The following is a 19285-nucleotide window of genomic DNA, read 5'->3' as shown; positions in this document are numbered from 1 at the left end:
GTCGAGACAGTGGTCGCTCAGCGGCGGGCGGCCACGCGGCCGCCGGTCTGCAGGCCGCTGACCAGGCCCGTCGACGGGTCGCGCAGGAAGCGGCCGCCGAGCACGCGGCGTCCGGACTCGGGCTCCAGCACGGAAAAGGCCCAGTCGGCATGCACCGTCAGCTCCGGGTACAGCTCGCCGCCGACGCGCAGCACACCGTCGCCGGCGTCGACGAAGTACTCCATGTCGCCGTTGGCGTAGCTGCCGGTCAGCCCGGCCGGCATCGGCATCTCGTCGCGGCGGTGGGACAGGTCGTAGTCGGCCACGTCGAGGCCGAGCGCGCGGAGCCGGCCGACAAGATCCACCCACAGTGCCGCACCGGAAACGGCGTTGGTGGTCAGCGCGACGACCTGGCCGCCGGTGGGGTCGATGCGCAGGTGGCAGGACGTGCCGTCGGCGGTGCCGTCGTGGCCGACCCAGCCGTCGAACACCGCGAGCCCGAGGCCCCAGCCGTTGGCCAGTCCGAACGGGACGACGCCCGGCACCTCCCGGCGCATCGTGCGAAGCAGCTGCGGGGTCAGCGGACCGTCGCCGGTCACGTGCATGAGCCCGAAGGTCACGAGGTCCTCGGCGCTCAGCGCCAGCGCCCCGGCGCCGGCCTCGATCTCCTGCAGGGTCTGCTCGACCTCGATGCCACGACCGGCGTGACCGGCCATGAAGGTCCCTACGGATCGCTTTCCGCCGTGCTCCACGGTGAACGCCGGCTCGATCCCCAGCGGGGTGAGCAGCAGCGCCTCGACCGCCTCCCACCAGTCCATCCCGGTGATCTCCTCCACCAGCCGGGACAGCAGCACGTAGCCGACGTTGGAGTAGGAGAAGCCGAGTCCGGGGCGCAGCACCAGTTCCGCGTCCCGGCAGGCCCGTAAGTACTGGCGGGCCGAGGAGGTCTCGCCGCCCAGGGCCGCCGGCAGGCCGCTGGTGTGGCTGAGCAGCTGCCGCACGGTCAGCCGCCCGACCCGTGGACCGAGGTCACCCAGGTGCTCGCCGAGCCGGTCCTCCAGGTCGAGGTCGCCGTCCGCGACCAGCAGCATGGCCAGCGTTGCGGTGAACGGCTTGGTGATCGACCCGATCGGATACTTGCCGGGCGCGCCGACGGTGATCGTCTCACCGCCGGTGTGCACGGACAGCTGCGCCGCCGGCACATCGTGCCTGGCCAAGAGATCCCGCAGCGCCTCCGCCAGCGTCGATCTGTCTACATCGGACCGGACTGTCGAGGTCACGGCATGCCTCCCCAGTTGGTGTTCCTGACCACGGGCTTGTTTTCAGTCTTCCCTGAAGTGATAGTGTTATTGATTGGCGGTCATCCACTCCCGCAGGCTGCGCGGGCGCATGTCGGTCCACACCTGGTCGACGTGGTCCATGCACTCCTGCTTGCCGCCCTGGAAGCCCGTCGGCCGCCAGCCGGCCGGCACCTCGTTGGCCAGCGGCCACAGCGAGTACTGCTCCTCGTCGTTGACCAGCACCTGGTAGTCGATGTCGTCGCGCACTGTCTTGTGTCCCTTCACAGTTCCTCGTCGCCGAAGGCGACCCGTTCCAGTTCGAGCAGGACCCGCTCCTCGATGAGCTCGGCGAGGACGGTCACGGTTGCGCTGGCCAGCACGTCACGCGGCGTCAGCTCGACGTCGAACGCGGTGCGGACCATGGAGGTGATGTGCAGGCTGCGCACGGAGTCGCCGCCCAGGTCGTAGAAGTTGTCGGTGGCGCCGACGCGGTCGAGCTGCAGCGCCTCGGCCCAGATGCCGGCCAGCACCTCCTCGGTCTCGGTCTCCGGCGCGGTGTAGCCGGTGGTCGGCAGCTCCTGGGTGGGCGCGGGCAGCGCGCGCCGGTCGAGTTTTCCGTTGGGGGTCAACGGGAGCTCGTCCAGCGGCACGAAGACCGACGGCACCATGTGCTCCGGCAGCCGGCCGCCGAGGTGTTCCCGCAGGCCGTCGGTGTTGCCGACGACGTAGGCGACGAGCCGCTGATCAGCGGCGACCACCACTGCCGCCTTGACGTCCGGGCGTGCTGTGAGGGCCGCCTCGATCTCCCCCGGCTCGACCCGGAAGCCGCGGATCTTGACCTGGTTGTCGGCGCGGCCGAGGAACTCCAGCTCGTCGTCGGCGTTCCACCGGACCAGGTCGCCGGTGCGGTACATCCGGACGCCAGGTTCGAACGGGTTGGCCACGAAGCGGGAGGCCGTGAGCCCGGCGCGGTCGAGGTAGCCGCGGGCGAGGCCGATGCCGGCCACGTACAGCTCCCCCGGCACGCCGCGCGGAACCGGCCGCAGCCCGTCGTCCAGCACGTACGCCTTGGTGTTCCAGATCGGGCGGCCGATCGGCGGCGTGCCACCGGGTTCCAGCGGATCGCTCCAGGTGGCGACCACAGTGGACTCTGTCGGGCCGTAGGCGTTGATCAGCCGGCGGCCGGGCGCCCACCGGGCCACGAGATCCGGCGTGCAGGCGTCGCCGCCGAGGATCAGCGTCCGCAGCGACGGCAGCGGGACCTCGGGCACGGTGGCCATCGCGACCGGCGGCACCAGGGCGTGTGTGACCTCCCGGCCGCTGAACACCGCGGCGAGGTGCTCCCCCAGCAGCGGTCCCGGCGGTGGCACGACCAGCGCCGCGCCAGCCGGCAACGACATGCACAGTTCGAGCACGGAGGCGTCGAAGCTCGGCGAGGCGAACTGGAGCACCCGGTCGCCGGGGCGGACGTCGAAGTGCTCGATCTCCGCCGCGGAGAAGCTGGCCAGGCCGGCATGCGTGACGACGACGCCCTTGGGGCGGCCGGTCGAGCCGGAGGTGTAGATCACGTAGGCCGGGCTGGTCGGCGACAGGGATCGAGTCACCGGTTCGTCCGAATAGGACGCTTCGGAGCCGTCCATGACGATGTCCGCCCGCAACGGGCTGTCCGGCATGGTGATCGTGAGCACCGGCTTGGCGTCGGCGAGCATGAACTCGATGCGCTCCGCCGGGTAGGCGGGGTCGACCGGCAGGTAGGCGGCGCCGGCCTTGAGCACCGCGAGCTGGGCGACGATGATCTCCAGCGACCGCGGCAGGGCCAGTGCGACGATCTTCTCCGGGCAGGCCCCGGCGGCGATCAGCTTGCGGGCCAACCGGTTCGCCCGCCGGTCCAACTCGGCGAACGTCAACGTGGTGTCGGACAGGACCGCGATCGCCTCGGGAGTGCGGGTGGCCCGGGCCTCGATCAGCTCCGGCAACGTCGCCGGCACGACCACCCGCGCGGTGGCGTTCACCCTGGTCAGCACGTGTTCCCGCTCGTCGGCGGCGAGCACGTCGATGTCGCCGAGGAGGGGGTTGTCGCACAGGGCTTCCACCACGCGGACCAGGTGGCCGACCATACGCTGCACGGTGTCCGGCTCGAACAGCTCGGGGTCGTAGCCGATGCCGAGGGTCAGGGTCTCCCCCGGCACGCCGACGACGGTCAGCGCGTAGTTCGTCGCCTCGGTGGCGTCGAGGTCGCGGATACCGCCTTTCTCGCTGACCGGGTAGTTCTCGAACACCACGGCACTGTCGAACAGCGTCGGCACGCCGGCCAGGGATTGCAGGCGGGACAGGGGAACGTACTCGAACCGCCGCGATTCCGCCTGCGCCTGCTGCATCTCCTGCAACCAGTCCACGGCGGACACTCCGGCGTCCACGGTGGCCCGGACCGGCAGGGTGTTGATGAAGATGCCGGCGATGTCGTCGGCGCCGGGCAGGTCGGTCGGCCGACCGGAGACGGTCGCCCCGAAGCAGACGTCGCCCTGCCCGCTGTAGCGGGACAGCAGCAACGCCCAAGCGCCCTGCACGACCGCGTTCACGGTCAGCCTGCGGCTGCGGGCGAACTCGTGCACCCGGCCGGCCGCCCGCTCATCCAGCCGCGCCGACACCCACTCGGTGGAGGCCGTGTCGTGGCTGGTGGTCGGCGTGCGGTCGAACGGCAGCGGCGTCGGGCCCTCGACGCCGGCCAACGCCTCGCGCCAGTACTCGTCTGCGGTGTCGAGGTCCTGCCGGCGCAGCCAGGCCACATAGTCCGAGAACGGCCGGCGCACGGGGATTTCCGTGCCCAACACGTCGGACAGGACCTGGAACACCGACCAGCCGTCGAGCAGCACGTGGTGGAAGGACCAGACCACCTGCACCTCGGTGGCCGACAGCCGGGCCAGGGTGATCCGCAGCAGGGGGCCGGCGGCGAGGTTGAAGCCCTCGGCCCGATCGGTGGCCAGGAGATCCGCCAGCAGCGGCTCGCGGTTGAGGCCCTGCCAGTCGTACATGGCGATCGGCACGTTCACGTGCCGGTCGACGACCTGCACCGGCTCCGGCACGCCGTCCCACACGATCCGGCTGCGCAGCACCGGGGTCCGATCCACCACCCGCTGCCAGGCCGCGGCCAGCCGCGACACGTCCGGCGCGTCCTCGAGCACGAAGGCGACCTGCTCGAAGTAGAGGCCACGGTCCTGTTGGGACAGTCCGTGGAACACCATGCCGGCCTGCATCGGCGTGAGCGGGTAGATGTCCTCGATCTCCCGGCCGTCGCCGGCGAGCCGGTCGACCTGGTGCTGGGCCAGGCCGGCCAACGGGAAGTCGGACGGCGTGCGGCCGCCGGCGCCGGGCTCGGCGCAGTGCCGGATGATCTCGTGCAGCGCGGCGACGAGGTCGCCGGCGAGCCGGCGGATGGTCGACTCACGGTGCAGTTCCGTGCAGTACTGCCAGGTCAGCTCCAGCTTGCCGCCCTGGACCAGCCCGACGACGTCGAGCTGGTGCGGGCGGCGCTCGTCCGGGCTGATCGAGGAGTCGAGCGTGCCGGCGTCGGTGAACTGGCCGAGGTAGTTGAAGCTGATCCGGGGCTCAGCCGTGGCGTGAACCAGGCCGGCGACGCCCTTGTTCGGCACCACTCGCAGCTGTTCCTTGACGGACTTGAGCGTGTCGGCCCAGCCTCCGCCGATGGTCAGTTCCACCGGGTACATCGAGGTGAACCAGCCGACCGTGCGGGACAGGTCGACGTCGTCGAACAACTGCTCCCGGCCGTGGCCCTCCAGGTCGATCAGCACCCGGTCGCGGCCGGTCCAGTCGGCCAGGACCCGGCCCAGCGCCGCCAGCAGGACATCGTCGACCTGGGTGCGGTAGACGCCCGGGACGTCCTGGAGCAGGGCCCTGGTCTGGATGGAGTCGAGGCCGACAACAACTGTTGTCGTGGTGGCGAAGGTGTTGGGGCCGTTGCCGTCCGTCGGCAGTGTCGGATCGGCGGTCATGCCCGTCCAGTAGGCGAGCTCCGCGCCGAAGTCGTGCTTGTCCAGGCGCTGAGACCACTCGCGGAACGAGGTTGTCTTGGGCGGCAGGGCCTTGCGGTGGTACGCCGCCTCCAGGTCCTCGACCAGCACACGCCAGGAGACGCCGTCGATCACCAGGTGGTGTGCGGTCAGCACCAGCACGTTCGGCTCGGCCAGTCGAGCGGTGATCACCGGCCCGTCGGCGAGGTTGATCTCGGCGTCGAGGATCTCCGACGACTCGTCGGGGGCGTTGTGCTGCCACCACGTGCCGTCGATGCGGTGGAACCGCATGCGCAGGGCGTCGTGGTGCGCGACAACGGTGGCCAGTGCGGCCCGGAGCTGCGGGACGTCGAAGTCCTGCGGCCACTCGATCCGCATGGACTGCTTGAACGACTCCGGCGCGACCAGGTCGCCGTCGAGGTACCAGCGCTGGATCGGCGTCAGCGGCACCTCGCCGCTGACTGCGCCCTGCTCGGCGACGATCTGCACGGCGGTGGTGGCGTTGGCCGCGAGGCCGGCGACGGTCGGGTGCGCGAACAGGTCCCTCGGCGTGAGGTCGAGGCCGGCGGCACGGGCCCGGGAGACCACCTGAATGCTGAGGATGGAGTCGCCGCCGAGCTCGAAGAAGTTGTCCTCCACGCCGATGCGCTCGGCGCCGAGGATCTCCGCCCAGATGCCGGCGAGGACACGCTCGTTGTCGGTGCGCGGCGGCAGGTAGCCGGTGCTGGCGGCCAGCTCGGGGGCCGGCAGCGCCTTGCGGTCGACCTTGCCGTTGCGGCTGAGGGGGAGCTCGTCCAGCCGGACCAGCGCCGCCGGCACCATGTAGTCCGGCAGCCGCTCGGCGAGGAAGTCCTTGACGCCTTCGGTTTCGCCCACGATGTAGGCGATGAGCCGCTTGCGGCCGTCGTCGTTCCGCATGGCCACGACCGCCTGCTCGACCGCGGCGTGCTCGGCCAGGACGGCCTCGATCTCCCCCAGCTCGATGCGGAAGCCCCGCACCTTGACCTGGTCGTCGGCACGGCCGACGAACTCGACGACGCCGTCACGCCAGCGGACGAGGTCACCGGTGCGGTAGAGGCGCTCGCCGCCGCCGAAGGGATCCGCGATGAACCGCGAAGCCGTCATGCCCGGACGGCCGATGTAGCCGCGGGCCACGCCGGCGCCGCCGATGTACAGCTCGCCGACGGTGCCCGGCGGCACCAGGCGGAGGTCGCCGTCCAGGATGTGGAGCCGCATGTTGTCCAGCGGCGAGCCGATGGGAACGGTGTCCGGGACGTGGCCCTTCATCTTGTGCCGGGAGGCGAAGGTGGTGGTCTCGGTCGGGCCGTAACCGTCCACAACGGACACGCCGGTGGCGATCACCCGCCGCACGGCGTCGGCCGGGACCACATCGCCGCCGGTCCAGACCTCGGTGAGGCCCGCGAAGCACTCCGGGTCCTCCTGGGCGATCAACCGGAACAGGCCGGCGGTCAGCCACATGCCGGTCACGCCCTGGCCGACCGCCCACCGGATGACCGAGGCGTCGACGTCTCCGGGCGGGGCGACGATCACGCGGCCGCCGTTGAGCAGCGGGACCCACACCTCGTACGTGGAGGCGTCGAAGGCCTGCGGCGAATGAAGCAGCGTCGTGCCGTGGCCGCCGGCGAAGGAGCGGTCCCGGGCCAGGTCGACGATGTCCGCGTGGGTGACGGCGACGCCCTTGGGCACGCCGGTCGAGCCGGACGTGAACATCACGTACGCCAGGTTGGCCCGGCCGACCTTGACAACAGGTGTTGTCGAAGGCTCGTCGACATCGACCTCGCCGTCGTTCAGCACCAGTCGCACGCCGGCCTGGTCGAGGACCGCCTGCTGACGGTGGGCCGGGGCACGGAGGTCGATCGGGACATACGCGGCGCCGGCCTTGAGCACGGCCAACTCGGCGACCACCAGGTCGACCGACCGCTCGATACGCAACCCGACGCGGTCCTCGATGCCCACCCCCAGTTTCACCAGGCGGTTGGCCAGGCGGTTCGCGCGGGCATCGAGTTCCGCGTAGGTCAGGTGATCCAGCGCCAACGCCTCGGGATCCTGCTGGGCGAAGGCCGTGAGCACGGTGTTGAAGCAGGGCGCGGTCGCCGTGGCGTTCCACTCCCGCAGCACGAGGCGGCGTTCGGCGTCGGTCAGCAGGTCCAGGTCCCGCACCGGCTTCTCCGGCGCGCGTGCAATGGCCGTGAGCACCAGTTCGAGCTGGTCGGCCAGGCTGTGGACGGTGGCCTCGTCGAACAGGGTCGGGTCGTAGTCGAAGCTGACGGCCAGCGCGTCGCCGGGCTGCACGACCACGCTGAGCGGGTAGTTGGTCGGCTGGACCTCGCCCATGCCGTGCATGCCGATGCCGTGCGCGGCGATCGCTTCCTCGTCGAACGGGTAGTTCTCGAAGACCAGCAGGCTGTCGAACAGGGTCGCCCCGATCCAGCCCTGGAGCTGGGCCAGCGACACGAAGTCCCACTGGCGGGCCCGGGAGAGCTCCTGCTGCACGCCGCGCAGCCAGTCGGCCACGGACTTGCCGTCGTCGATGCGGATCCGGCTCGGCAATGTGTTGATCACCATGCCGACCATCGACTCGACGCCGGCCAGATCGGCCGGGCGGCCCGACACTGTGGTGCCGAACACGATATCGCGGCCGCCACTGCGGCGGGCCAGCAACAGACCCCAGGCGGCCTGCACCACCGTGTTCACGGTGAGGCCCAGGCGATGGGCCAGCGCCTTGAGCGGCTCAGCCGCGTAGTCGACACGGACAGTGGCGCAGGACTGCGCCCGGTGCGACTCCACCGGCTGCCGGTCGAACGGCAGCGGCGTCGGGCCTTCGACGCCGTCTAGGGCCTCACGCCAGAAGGTCTCCGCCTGGTTGAGGTCCTGTCTGGACAACCAGCGCAGGTACTCGGCGAAGGGCGTGCGCCGCGGCGGGGTGCCGACGGCCTTGTAGTCCTCGCACACCTCCTGCACCAGCTGGGCGCAGCTCCACCCGTCCAGCAGCACGTGGTGGAACGTCCAGACCAGCAGCACGTCGCCGGCGGCGAGCTTGGCCAGCGTCACGCGCATCAGCGGGGCGACGGCGAGATCCATGCCAGCGGCCCGGTCGTTGGCCAGCAGTTCCCGGAGTCGGACGTCGATGTCGCCGGAGGTCCAGTCCAGCACGGTGATCGGGAGCGTGACGTCACGCTGCACGACCTGGACCGGCTCGGCCAGGCCGTCCCACACGATCCGGCTGCGCAGCACCGGGGTCCGGTCCACGACCCGTTGCCAGGCGGCGGCGAACGCGGCCGGGTCGTCGATGCCGGTCAGTCTCAGCTGCACCTGGTTGAAGTAGGCGCCGGAGGAGCCGTCGACCAGGCTGTGGAAGATCATGCCGGCCTGGAGCGGAGTCAGCGGGTAGATGTCCGCCACGCCACGGCCGTCGCCGACCAGTCCGTCCACATCGGACTGGCTCAGTCGGGCCAGCGGGAAGTCGGACGGCGTGCGGCCGCCGACGCCGGGCCGGGCACAGTGCCGAACGATGCCGGTCAACGCCTGGACCATGGCGTCGGCGAGAGTGCGGACCGTTGCCTCGGTGTGCACCTGGTCCGAGAAGTACCAGGTCAGTTCGAGCTTGTCGTGCTGCACTAACGCGACGACGTCCAGCAGGTGCGGGCGGCGCTGGCGGGGGTCGGCCGAGCCGCCGATCGAGCCGTCGTCGGTGAACTGGCCGAGGTAGTTGAAGCTGATTTCCGGGTCGATGGCCGGGGCGGAGCCGGTGAGGTGGCGCAGCGCCCCGTAACCGACGCCGCGGCGCGGGATCGCCCGCAGGCTTTCCTTGACGGACTTGAGGATCGTGTCCCAGTCGCCGCTCGCGGCCAGCTCGACCGGGAAGATCGAGGTGAACCAGCCGACCGTGCGGGACAGGTCGACGTCGTCGAACAGCTGTTCCCGGCCGTGGCCTTCGAGATCGACGAGAACCCGGTCGCGGCTGGTCCACTCGGCCAGCGTCCGGCCGAGCGCGCTGAGCAGAACGTCGTTGACCTGCGTGCGATACACGCCCGGCACGTCCTGGAGCAGCGCCCGGGTGTGCTCGGCGTCGAGGCCGACGGTGATCGTGCGGACCGAGCCCATGGTGTTGACGCCGTCGGCGTCGGTCGGCAGCCCGACGTCGGAGGTCAGGGACTTCCAGTGCGCCAGCTCGTCGTCGAAGCCGCCGGCTTCGGCGAAGTCGGCCAGCCGGATCGACCACTCCTGGAACGAGGTCGTCTTGGCCGGCAAGGCGTCGCCGCGCAGCGCGGATCGCAGGTCCTCACCGAGGATCCGCCAGGACACAGTGTCGACGACCAAGTGGTGGGCCTCGACCAGCAGCCGGCCGTCGACCAGCTCCGCGCGCAGCAGCGGCCCGTTGACCAGGTCGAACGCCGGGCCGTCGAGAATCTTGGTTGCCTGCACCGGTTTCGTGGTCTGGCCCTCGGCGAAGGTGGTGCGCAGGGCGTCGTGGTGCGCGAGCAGGACGTTGAGGGCCCGGTCGAGCGCTTCCCGGTCGTCGGGGACGTCCAGCAGCATGGACTGCGTGAAGTGCTGGGCCTGCACGGGTTCGGCGTCGAGGAACCAGCGCTGGACCGGGGTCAGCGGCGCGTCGCCGGTCACCGCGTCCTGGCTGGCGGTCACGGTGGTGGCGGTGCCGGCGGCCTTGGCCAGCGCGGCGATCGTGGGGTGGGTGAACAGGTCGCCGGGCATCAGGCTGAGGCCGGCCTGGCGGGCGCGGGAGACGACCTGGATGCTGACGATCGAGTCGCCGCCGAGTTCGAAGAAGTTGTCCTCGACGCCGATCCGGTCCAGTCGCAGCACTTCGGCCCAGATCTTGGCCAGCGTCAGTTCGGCGTCGGTGCTCGGGGCGACGTGGCCCCGGGTCGTGTCGGCGATGTCCGGCGCCGGCAGCGCCTTGCGGTCGACCTTGCCGGTGGCGCTGAGCGGCAACGACTCCAGCCGGACGATCACCGCCGGCACCATGTAGTCGGGCAGCGTCTCGGCCAGGAACTCCTTCAGGCCCACGGTTTCGCCGACGACGTAGCCGACGAGCCGCTTGCGGCCGTCGTCCGTGCGCACAGCCACGACAGCCTGCTCGACGCTCGGGTGCGCGGCCATGGCCGCTTCGATCTCGCCGAGCTCGATGCGGAAGCCGCGGATCTTGACCTGGTCGTCGGCGCGGCCGACGAACTCCACCACACCGCCACGCCAGCGCACCAGGTCACCGGTGCGGTACAGCCGCTCGCCACTGTCGAAGGGATCGGCGATGAAGCGAGAGGCGGTGAACCCGGGCTGGCCGCGGTAACCCCGGGCCACGCCGGCGCCGCCGATGAACAACTCCCCCACCACACCGGGCGGCACCAGCCGAAGGTCGGTGTCCAGCACGTACAGCCGCATGTTGTCCAGTGGCGTGCCGATCGGCACCACGTCCGGCACCGCGTCGGTCATCAGGTGCCGGGAGGCGAAGGTCGTGGTCTCGGTCGGGCCGTAGACGTCCACAACGGACAGACCGTCGCAGGCGGCCAGCACACGGCGCAGGGCCTCGGCCGGCACGGCCTCGCCGCCGGTCCAGACCTCGGCCAGTCCGTCGAAGCACCCGGGATCCTCCTGCGCCACCAGGCGGAACAGGCCGATGGTCAGGAACAGCGAGGTGACGCCCTGGCCGACCGCCCACCGGATCACGGCCGGGTCCACGCTCCCCGGCGGGGCGACGATCACGCGGCCGCCGTTGAGCAGCGGCACCCACAGCTCGTAGGTCGAGGCGTCGAAGGCCTGCGGCGAGTGCAGCATCACGACCCGGTGGTGCGGCCGGAAGGACCGGTAGGCGGCCAGCGCGACGATGTCCCGATGGGTGATCGCGACGCCCTTGGGCACGCCCGTCGACCCGGACGTGAACATCACGTACGCCAGGTTGGCGGGGTGCACGGCCACATCCACCGGGCCGTCGGACGTCCCCTCGTCGATCATGGTGATCTGTCCGCTGTGGACGGACTCGCCGATGGACCGCCATCTCTCGTCGGTGATCAGCACCGACGAGCCGGCCGCCATGGTGCGGAGCCGGTCCTTGGGCGCGCGGGCGTCCAGCGGCAGGTACGCGCCGCCGGCCTTGAGCACCGCCAGCTCGGCGACCACCAGCTCCGGCGACCGCTCCAGCAGCAGCGCCACCGGCTCGTCCCGTACGACGCCGAGCTCGATCAGCCTGTGCGCCAAGCGGTTCGAGCGGCGATCCAGCTCAGCGTAAGTCAGGTTGTCGACCGCCATCTCGGTCGGCCGCCGGCGGACCTGGGCCGCGAACAGGTCGACCACGTTGACCTCGGGCAGCGGGTGCGCGGTGTCGGTGTACTCGTCGAGCAGCAGCGTCCGCTCGGTGTCGGTGACCGTGGACAGCGACGACAGCAGTCGGTCGGGGTCGGCCGCGATCTCCTCGATCAGCACGCGCAGCCGGTTGGCCAAAGCCTCGATCGTCGACCCGTCGAACAACTTGGGGTCGTAGCCGAAGGCCAGGGTCAGCCGGTCGCCGGGATAGGCCACGACCGCGAGGGGATAGTTCGTCGTCTCGACGCCGCGCAGGTCGCGAAGGCCGAGGTCGGCGTCCACCGGGTAGTTCTCGAACACCAGGATGCTGTCGAACAGAGTGCCGGTGGGCGGGGCGTAGTCGAACCTCCGGGCCGCCGCCTGCTCGTCCTGGATCCGGCGCAGCCACGGCACCAGCGCCCTCGACTCCTCGACGTCCACTATGGACGGCAAGGTCGCGATGAAGATGCCGGTGATCCCGTCGGACCCGGGCAGATCGGCCGGCCGGCCGGAGACGGTGCTACCGAAGCACACCTCCCGCTGCCCGCTGTGCCGGGCCAGCAGCAGCGCCCAGGCGCCCTGCACGACAGTGTTGACGGTCAAGCCGTTGCGCTGCGCCATTTCCCGCAGGCCGTCGGCCGGGAAGTCGATGCGGAGGCTCGCCGTCGACTCGGTGACGCCAGACGGCTGCCTGTCGTACGGCAGCGGCGTGCGCTCGCACGTGTGCTGCCGCCAGAATTCCTCAGCGGCCGAAGCGTCCTGTTCGGACAGCCAGGCCGCATAGTCCCGGAACGGGCGTCGAGCCGGCAGTTCCTCGCCGTGCACCGCAGCCATGACGTCCGCGAGCACCTGGAACAGGCTCCAGCCGTCCAGCAGCAGGTGGTGGAACGTCCACAGGACCCGCGTTTCGGTGCCCAGGTCGACCAGCGTCACCCGCATCAGCGGGGCGACCTCCAGGTCCAGGCCGGCGGCCCGGTCCTCGGCCAACAGGGCGTCGAAGTCCCCGTCGTAGCGGCGGACGGGCAGCGTGACGCCTCGACGCACGATCTGCACCGGCCGGTCGACACCTTCCCACACGATGTCGCTGCGCAGCACCGGCGTCCGGTCCACCACCGTCTGCCAGGCTGCCGCCAGCTCGTCGGGCCGAGCGTCGACGGTGAAGGTGACCTGCTGGAAGTAGGCGCCCTGGCCGTTCTCGACGAGCCGGTGGAACACCATGCCGGCCTGCGTCGGCGTCAGCGGATAGATGTCCTCGACGGTGCGCCCGTCGCCGACCAGACGATCCACTGTGGACTGATCGAGACCGGCCAGCGGGAAGTCCGACGGGGTGCGACCGCCGACGCCCGGCTGCGCGCAGTGCTCGATGATCTCCAACAACGCCATGCGCAGCGCGGCGGCCAGCCCCTCGATGGTCGCCCGCGAATGCCGTGCACCGTGGAAGACCGTGAACTCCAGGCAGCCGTTCTCGACGCGCCCCACCACGTCCAGCAGGTGCCGTCGCGGCGCGGCAGGGTCCTCGTGCAGCGCCATTTCACCGTCGAACTGCCCGAGGTAGTTGAAGCTGACCGCCGGCTCGATCGCCGGCACGCTCCCGACGAGGTAGCGCAGCGCCCCGTAGGAGACACCCTTGTGCGGCATCGACCGCAGTTGTTCCTTGACGGCCTTGAGGTCCCGGGCCCAGTCACCGACGATCTCCAGCGGCACAGGGAAGATCGACGTGAACCAACCGACCGTGCGGGAGATGTCCACGCCGGGGAACAGGTCCTCGCGGCCGTGGCCCTCCAGATCCACCACGACACGCGGGCTGCCGGTCCACTCCGACAACACCCGGCCGACGGCCGCCAGCAGCACGTCGTTGACCTGCGTGCGATACACACCGGGCACGTCCTGCAACAGCGCCCGGGTCTCGGCGGCGTCGAGCCGCACGCTGACCTCGCACGTGTCGGCAACGGTGTCCGGGCCGTCGCCGTCGACCGGGATCGGCACGTCCTCGATCGCCTGCCAGTGCGCCTCGTCGCCGAACGCGTGGTTGCTGAGCTTGTGCGCCCACTCCTGGAACGACGTCGTGCGCGGACCGAGGTCCCCGCCGCGGTAGGCGGTGATCAGGTCCTCGGTCAGGATCCGCCAGGACACGCCGTCGACGACCAGGTGGTGCACGTACAGCGTGACCTGACGGTCGCCGGTGATCGCGGCCCTGATCAGCGGGCCCTGCGTCAGATCGAACACCGGATCCGCGTCGCCGAGCACGGTGACGGGCTCCGTAGCCCGAATGACCTGACGGTCGGTGAACCGTGCCCGCAGCATGTCGTGCTGGTCGACCAGGGCCTGGAGGGCAACGGACAGCTTCGTGGCGTCGATGGGCTCGTCGAAGCGAACCACGGCGCTCTGCGTGAAGTGCCCGGGCGTAGCCGGGTTCGTGTCGAGGAACCACCGCTGGACCGGGGTCAGCGGCACCTCGCCCAACGCCGGGCCACGCTCGACGAGCTCGCCGACAACAACTGTTGTCGCCAGTCCGGAGATGGTCTGGTTGAGGAAGATGTCCTGCGACGACACCTTGAGCCCGGCCCTGGCCGCCTTGGACACGACCTGGATGCTCAGGATCGAGTCGCCGCCCAACTCGAAGAAGTTGTCCAGCACGCCGACGCGGGCGACGCCCAGCACCTCGGCCCAGACCTCGGCCAACACCCGCTCCGTGTCGGTGCGCGGGGCCATGAAGTCGGTGCCGTGGGACTCCCAGTCCGGGGCCGGCAGCGCGGCCCGGTCGAGCTTCCCGTTGGGGTTGAGCGGGAACTTGTCCAGCCAGACGAAGCCGGCCGGCACCATGTGCTCGGGCAGCGACCGGGCCAGGTGCACCCGCAGGTCGGCCTCGTCGCCGCCGATGACGTAGCCGACGAGGCGCTTGTGCCCGTTGTCCTCACGAACGACCACGACCGCGTCGGCGACGTCGGAGTGGGCGCGCAGGGCGTTCTCGATCTCGCCGAGCTCGATGCGGAAGCCGCGGATCTTCACCTGGTGGTCGGCGCGGCCCAGGTAGTCCAGCTCGCCGTCGGCGGTCCAGCGCACGAGGTCGCCGGTGAGGTACATCCGGCTGCCGGCCGGCCCGAACGGGTCGGCGACGAAGCGGTCCGCGGTCAGGCCGCCGCGGTTGAGGTAGCCGCGGGCCAGGCCGTTGCCGCCCAGGCACAACTGCCCGGTCACGCCCGGCGGCACCGGCCGGAAGGCCGAGTCCAGCACGTACGCCCGGGTGTTGGCGATCGGCCGGCCGATGGGCGGGTTCCGGTCGTCGCCCCGATGCCGGCTGATGCTGTCGTACCAGGCAGTCGCGTAGACGGTGGCCTCGGTCGGGCCGTAGATGTTGGCGATCTTCACGCCGGGCAGCGCCGCCCGCACGTCCCGCACGGCCTTGGCCGTCAGAGCTTCGCCGGCCAGCACGACGTGATCCGGCGTCACGGACACCGCGCCCTGGGTCAGCAGCTGCGCGAACGCCGACGGCACGCCGCTGACCAGGCTCGCCGTCCAGTCGGCGTCGGGACGTTCACCGAGGGCCAGGACGTCCCGGACAACCTCGATGCGTCCGCCGACCATCAGCGGGCAGAGGATCTCGAACACCGACACGTCGAAGTTGAGCGAGGTAGAGGCGACCACAGTGGACAGACCGCCGGGCCCGAAGTCCTTGGCCGCCCACGTCATCAGGTCGACCGCGGTGGCGTGCGTGACGACGACGCCCTTGGGACGGCCGGTCGAGCCCGAGGTGTAGATGACGTACGCCGGATGCGCCGGGATCAGGCCGGGGCGGTCGAGGTTCTCCGTCTGCGCCGGCTGGTCGCCGATCTCGGTCAGCACCACGACCGGCTCGGCGTCGGCGATCATCAGCTGCCGGCGCTCGGCCGGGTACTTCGGGTCCACCGGGAGGTAGGCGGCGCCGGACTTCAGCACGGCCAGCACCGCGACGATCATCTGCTCCGAGCGCGGCATGGAGATCGCCACCAGCCGCTCCGGGCCGGCGCCTTCCGCGAGCAGACTGCGGGCGAGGCCATTCGCCCGCTCGTCCAGCTCACGGTAGGTCAGCTCGCGGCCCTCGCAGAGCACCGCGACGGCCTCGGGCGTCCGTTCGGCCTGCTGCTCGAACAGATCCGGCAACGTCACCGCCGGCACGTCGACGGCCGGACCCTGCCACTCGGTCAGCACCTGCCGGCGCTCGACGTCGTTCAGCAGCGGCAACTCCCCCACCGTGCGGTCCGGGTCAGCGGCGATGCCGTTCAGCAGCACGCGAAGGTGGCCGGCGATGCGGTCGATCGTGCTGGCATCGAACAGATCGGTGTTGTGCTCGATGGCTGCGACGAGGCCGCCGTCGCGCGGCACGAACTCGAAGACCAGATCGAAGCGGGCCCGCGGGCGCGGCAGATCGTGCTCGTCGATGCGCAGCGCACCGGCCGTGCGGGCCGGGACCATGTCGTTCTGGAGAATGATCAGGGCCTGCGCCAACGGGTTCCGGCTCGGGTCGCGCACCGGCTGGAGGTCGGCCACCACCTGGTCGAACGGCAGGTCGGCGTAGGCGAACGCCTCCAGCACGGTTTCCTTGGCACCGGCCAGGAAGTCGGGGAAGCTCTGCGCCGGTTCCACCCACGAGCGCAGCACCAGGGTGTTCACGAAGAAGCCGGTGACCGGCTCCAGCTCGGCGTGGTCACGGCCGGAGACGACCGTGCCGATGGCGACATCCTGCTGATTGCTGTGGCGGGCCAACAGAAGTTGCACGGCGGCGGTCAAGGTCATGAACAGCGTGGCGCCGTGGTCCTGGCCGATCTCCGACAGCCGCCGGACCAGATCCGCCGGCAGGTCGTAGCGGCGGATCGCGCCCGCGGTGGTCCGGACCTGCGGTCGGGGGCGGTCGGTCGGCAGCTCCAGCGGGGCCAGGCCGGCCAGCTTGCGCCGCCAGTACGCCAGCTGCCGCTCCCGGAGCCGCCCGGTGAGCCGTTCCCGTTGCCACAGCGCGAAATCCGCGTACTGGATGGTCGGGGTGGGCAGCTCGCCACCGGTGTAGAGGGTGACCAGCTCGTCGACGAGCACGCCGACCGACCAGCCGTCGGTGACGATGTGGTGCTGACACAACAACAACACATGGTCATCTGCGCCGAGTTCGAGCAGACCGGCCCGGGTCAACGGGCCCTCACGCAGGTCGAACGGGCGCTCCAGCTCGGCCTCGATGTCGTCGATCCGGCGCAGGGGAACCGATCCAGTCTCGTGGATCACTTGCACGATCTCGCCGTCGACGGTGTCGAACGTCGTGCGCAGGGACTCGTGCCGCGACACCAAGGTGTTCAGGGCAGCCTGCAGGGCTTCCCGGTCGAGCGGGCCCCGAAGCCGGAGGCCGATGCCGGAGTTGTACTCCGTGTCGCCGGCGGTCAGGTCGTTCATCAGCCATAACCGGCGCTGCGCCGGGGAAATCGGCACCGGCCCGGTGCGCGGCGCCCGGCGGATCCGGTTCTCGGCGGCGCGGGCCTGAGGCGGCAGCAGCTCGGCGATGCCGGCGACCGTGCGGGCGTCGAACACCACGCGCGGCGAGAGGTCGACGTCGAAGCTGGTGCGGATGCGGGCCAGCAGCTTCGCGCCGAGGATGGAATCGCCGCCCAGCTCGAAGAAGTCGTCGTGGACGCCGACCTCCGTGACGCCGAGCAGCTCTCCCCACAGCCCGGCCAGCACGGTCTCGGCCTCGGTGCGCGGAGCCACGTGCTGGCTGCGGCGCGCGGCCGACCAGTCCGGCTCCGGCAGGGCCTTGCGGTCGAGCTTCCCATTGGGGCCCAACGGGAAGCGGTCCAGGCGCATGATCGCCGCCGGCACCATGTAGTCCGGCAGCGTGGTCGCCAGGTGCGCCCGCAGGTCGGCGTCGGTGCTGCTTAAGACGTAACCAACGAGGCGCTTCACGCCGGGCCGGTCCTCACGGGCGATCACCACCGCGTCACGGACGTGCGGGTGCCGACGCAGCGCCGTCTCGATCTCGCCCAGCTCCACGCGGAAGCCGCGGATCTTCACCTGGTGGTCGGCGCGGCCGACGAACTCCAGCACGCCCCCAGACGTCCAACGAACCAGGTCGCCGGTGCGGTACATGCGGGTGCCGGGCGTGGTGGGGCTGGCGACGAAGCGCGAAGCCGTCAGGCCCGGACGCTCAAGGTAGCCGCGGGCCAGTCCGATACCTTCGACGTACAGCTCCCCGGTGACGCCGACACCGACCGCGCGGAGGTCGGCGTCCAGGACGTGGGCCCGGGTGTTCCAGATCGGGCGGCCGATGGGCGGGGTGCCGCCCGGGGTCAGCGGGTCGCTCCAGGTGGCGACGACCGTCGACTCGGTCGGGCCGTAGGAGTTGATCATGCGGCGGCCGGGGGCCCAGCGGCGGACCAGGTCGGCGGTGCAGGCGTCGCCGCCGACGATCAGCGTGCGGAAGTCGGGCAGCTTGGTGTCCGGCACGGTCGCGAGCGCCACCGGCGGAATCAGCGCGTGCGTGACGCGCTCCGTGCGGAGGACGTCGGCCAGGTGGTCGCCGAGCAGCGGCCCCGGCGGCGGCACCACGAGGGCGGCGCCGGCCGGCAGCGACATGCACAGTTCCAGGATGGACGCGTCGAAGCTGGGCGAGGAGAACTGGAGCACGCGGTCGCCCGCGCGGACCTCGTAGCGGTCCATCTCGGCCGCGGCGAAGCTGGCCAGGCCGGCGTGCGTGACCACAACACCCTTGGGCCGCCCGGTGGACCCGGACGTGAAGATCACGTACGCCGCGTGGTCGGTGCACTGTGGACGGTCGAGTGGCCGGTCGTCATGCTCGTCCAGCAGGCCGGGCGTGTCCATGGTGATCGTCGGCACAGCGGCCGGCAGGCGGTCGGCCAGTGCGCGCCGGGTGACAACGAGCACCGGATCCGCGTCGTCGAACATGAGCGAAATTCGCTCTTTCGGGTAGTCCGGGTCCACCGGCAGGAAGGCCGCCCCGGTCTTGGCCACCGCCAGCTGCGCTGCGACCAGGTCGGCCGAGCGGGGCAGGGCCAGCGCGACGATTCGCTCCGGCGCCGCCCCGTGCGCCGCGAGCAGGCGCGCCAGCCGGTTGGCCCGGGCGTCGAGCTCGGCATAGCTGACCGTGCCGTCCGCTCCCAGCAGCGCGGGCGCGCCGGGAGTGCGCGCGACCTGGGCCTCGACCAGCTGGGCCAGGGTGCGGGCGGGCAAAGGCCGGTCAGTGGCGTTCCACTCCGGTGGGACCGACATCGATCAGGGCACCTTTCGGGCACGGGTCAAAACGGGTAGGTGGCATCGCCAGAGCCGGTCACGGCACTGGTCGTCCTCACGGGCGGGCAGCAGCCGCCTGCTCTCAGGCGCGTTCCTGCCCGAAGGGTGAGCGCAATTCACGGCGCGCCGCCGACACCGCCCGGGTCCGTCCGCGCGCACGCCGTTCTCGCGGCGATTCCCCTTCGCCTGCGTGCTACGGGAATGGACAACCGGGTCCCGTCGTCACCGGACCGCGATCGATGGGCTCGACAGTTGGGGCCACCACAACCATCGAGATCCGTAGGCAACGGTGCCCAAGGATTCTCGCCAATTCTACCGCCGAATGGAGTATCCCCGGGTGTTTAGTTCCGGAGCCGGAACACGCACGTGGGAACTCCATCGGAATCATCGAACTTCACTCAGGCGTGGCAGATT

General features: G+C 70.9%; 3 protein-coding genes. All 3 read right to left on the bottom strand.

The genetic code is table 11. The features are described from left to right. Window positions 1-17: 17 nt before the first annotated feature. Complete coding sequence (locus tag AB0M73_RS31965; protein ID WP_363898411.1) at window positions 18-1259, bottom strand: serine hydrolase domain-containing protein; 1242 nt, start codon at window positions 1257-1259, stop codon at window positions 18-20. Between the two features lie 66 nt (window positions 1260-1325). Next, window positions 1326-1526: an MbtH family NRPS accessory protein gene (locus AB0M73_RS31960; protein ID WP_043733703.1), complete on the bottom strand. Its 201-nt coding sequence runs from the start codon at window positions 1524-1526 to the stop codon at window positions 1326-1328. 14 nt (window positions 1527-1540) lie between these two features. Beyond that, window positions 1541-18850, bottom strand: coding sequence for a non-ribosomal peptide synthase/polyketide synthase (locus tag AB0M73_RS31955; RefSeq protein ID WP_363898407.1), 17310 nt, complete (start codon window positions 18848-18850; stop codon window positions 1541-1543). Between the last annotated feature and the right edge of the window lie 435 nt (window positions 18851-19285).

It is taken from the genome of Kutzneria sp. NPDC051319 (assembly GCF_040682195.1).
Lineage (GTDB): Bacteria > Actinomycetota > Actinomycetes > Mycobacteriales > Pseudonocardiaceae > Kutzneria.
Note: the sequence above shows the minus strand (reverse complement) of the source record. Positions and strands in the feature narration are given on the sequence as shown.

Excerpts from the sequence above, each read along its gene's own strand:
- AB0M73_RS31955 (WP_363898407.1), bottom strand. The coding sequence starts at position 18,850 with ATGTCGGTCCCACCGGAGTGGAACGCCACTGACCGGCCTTTGCCCGCC.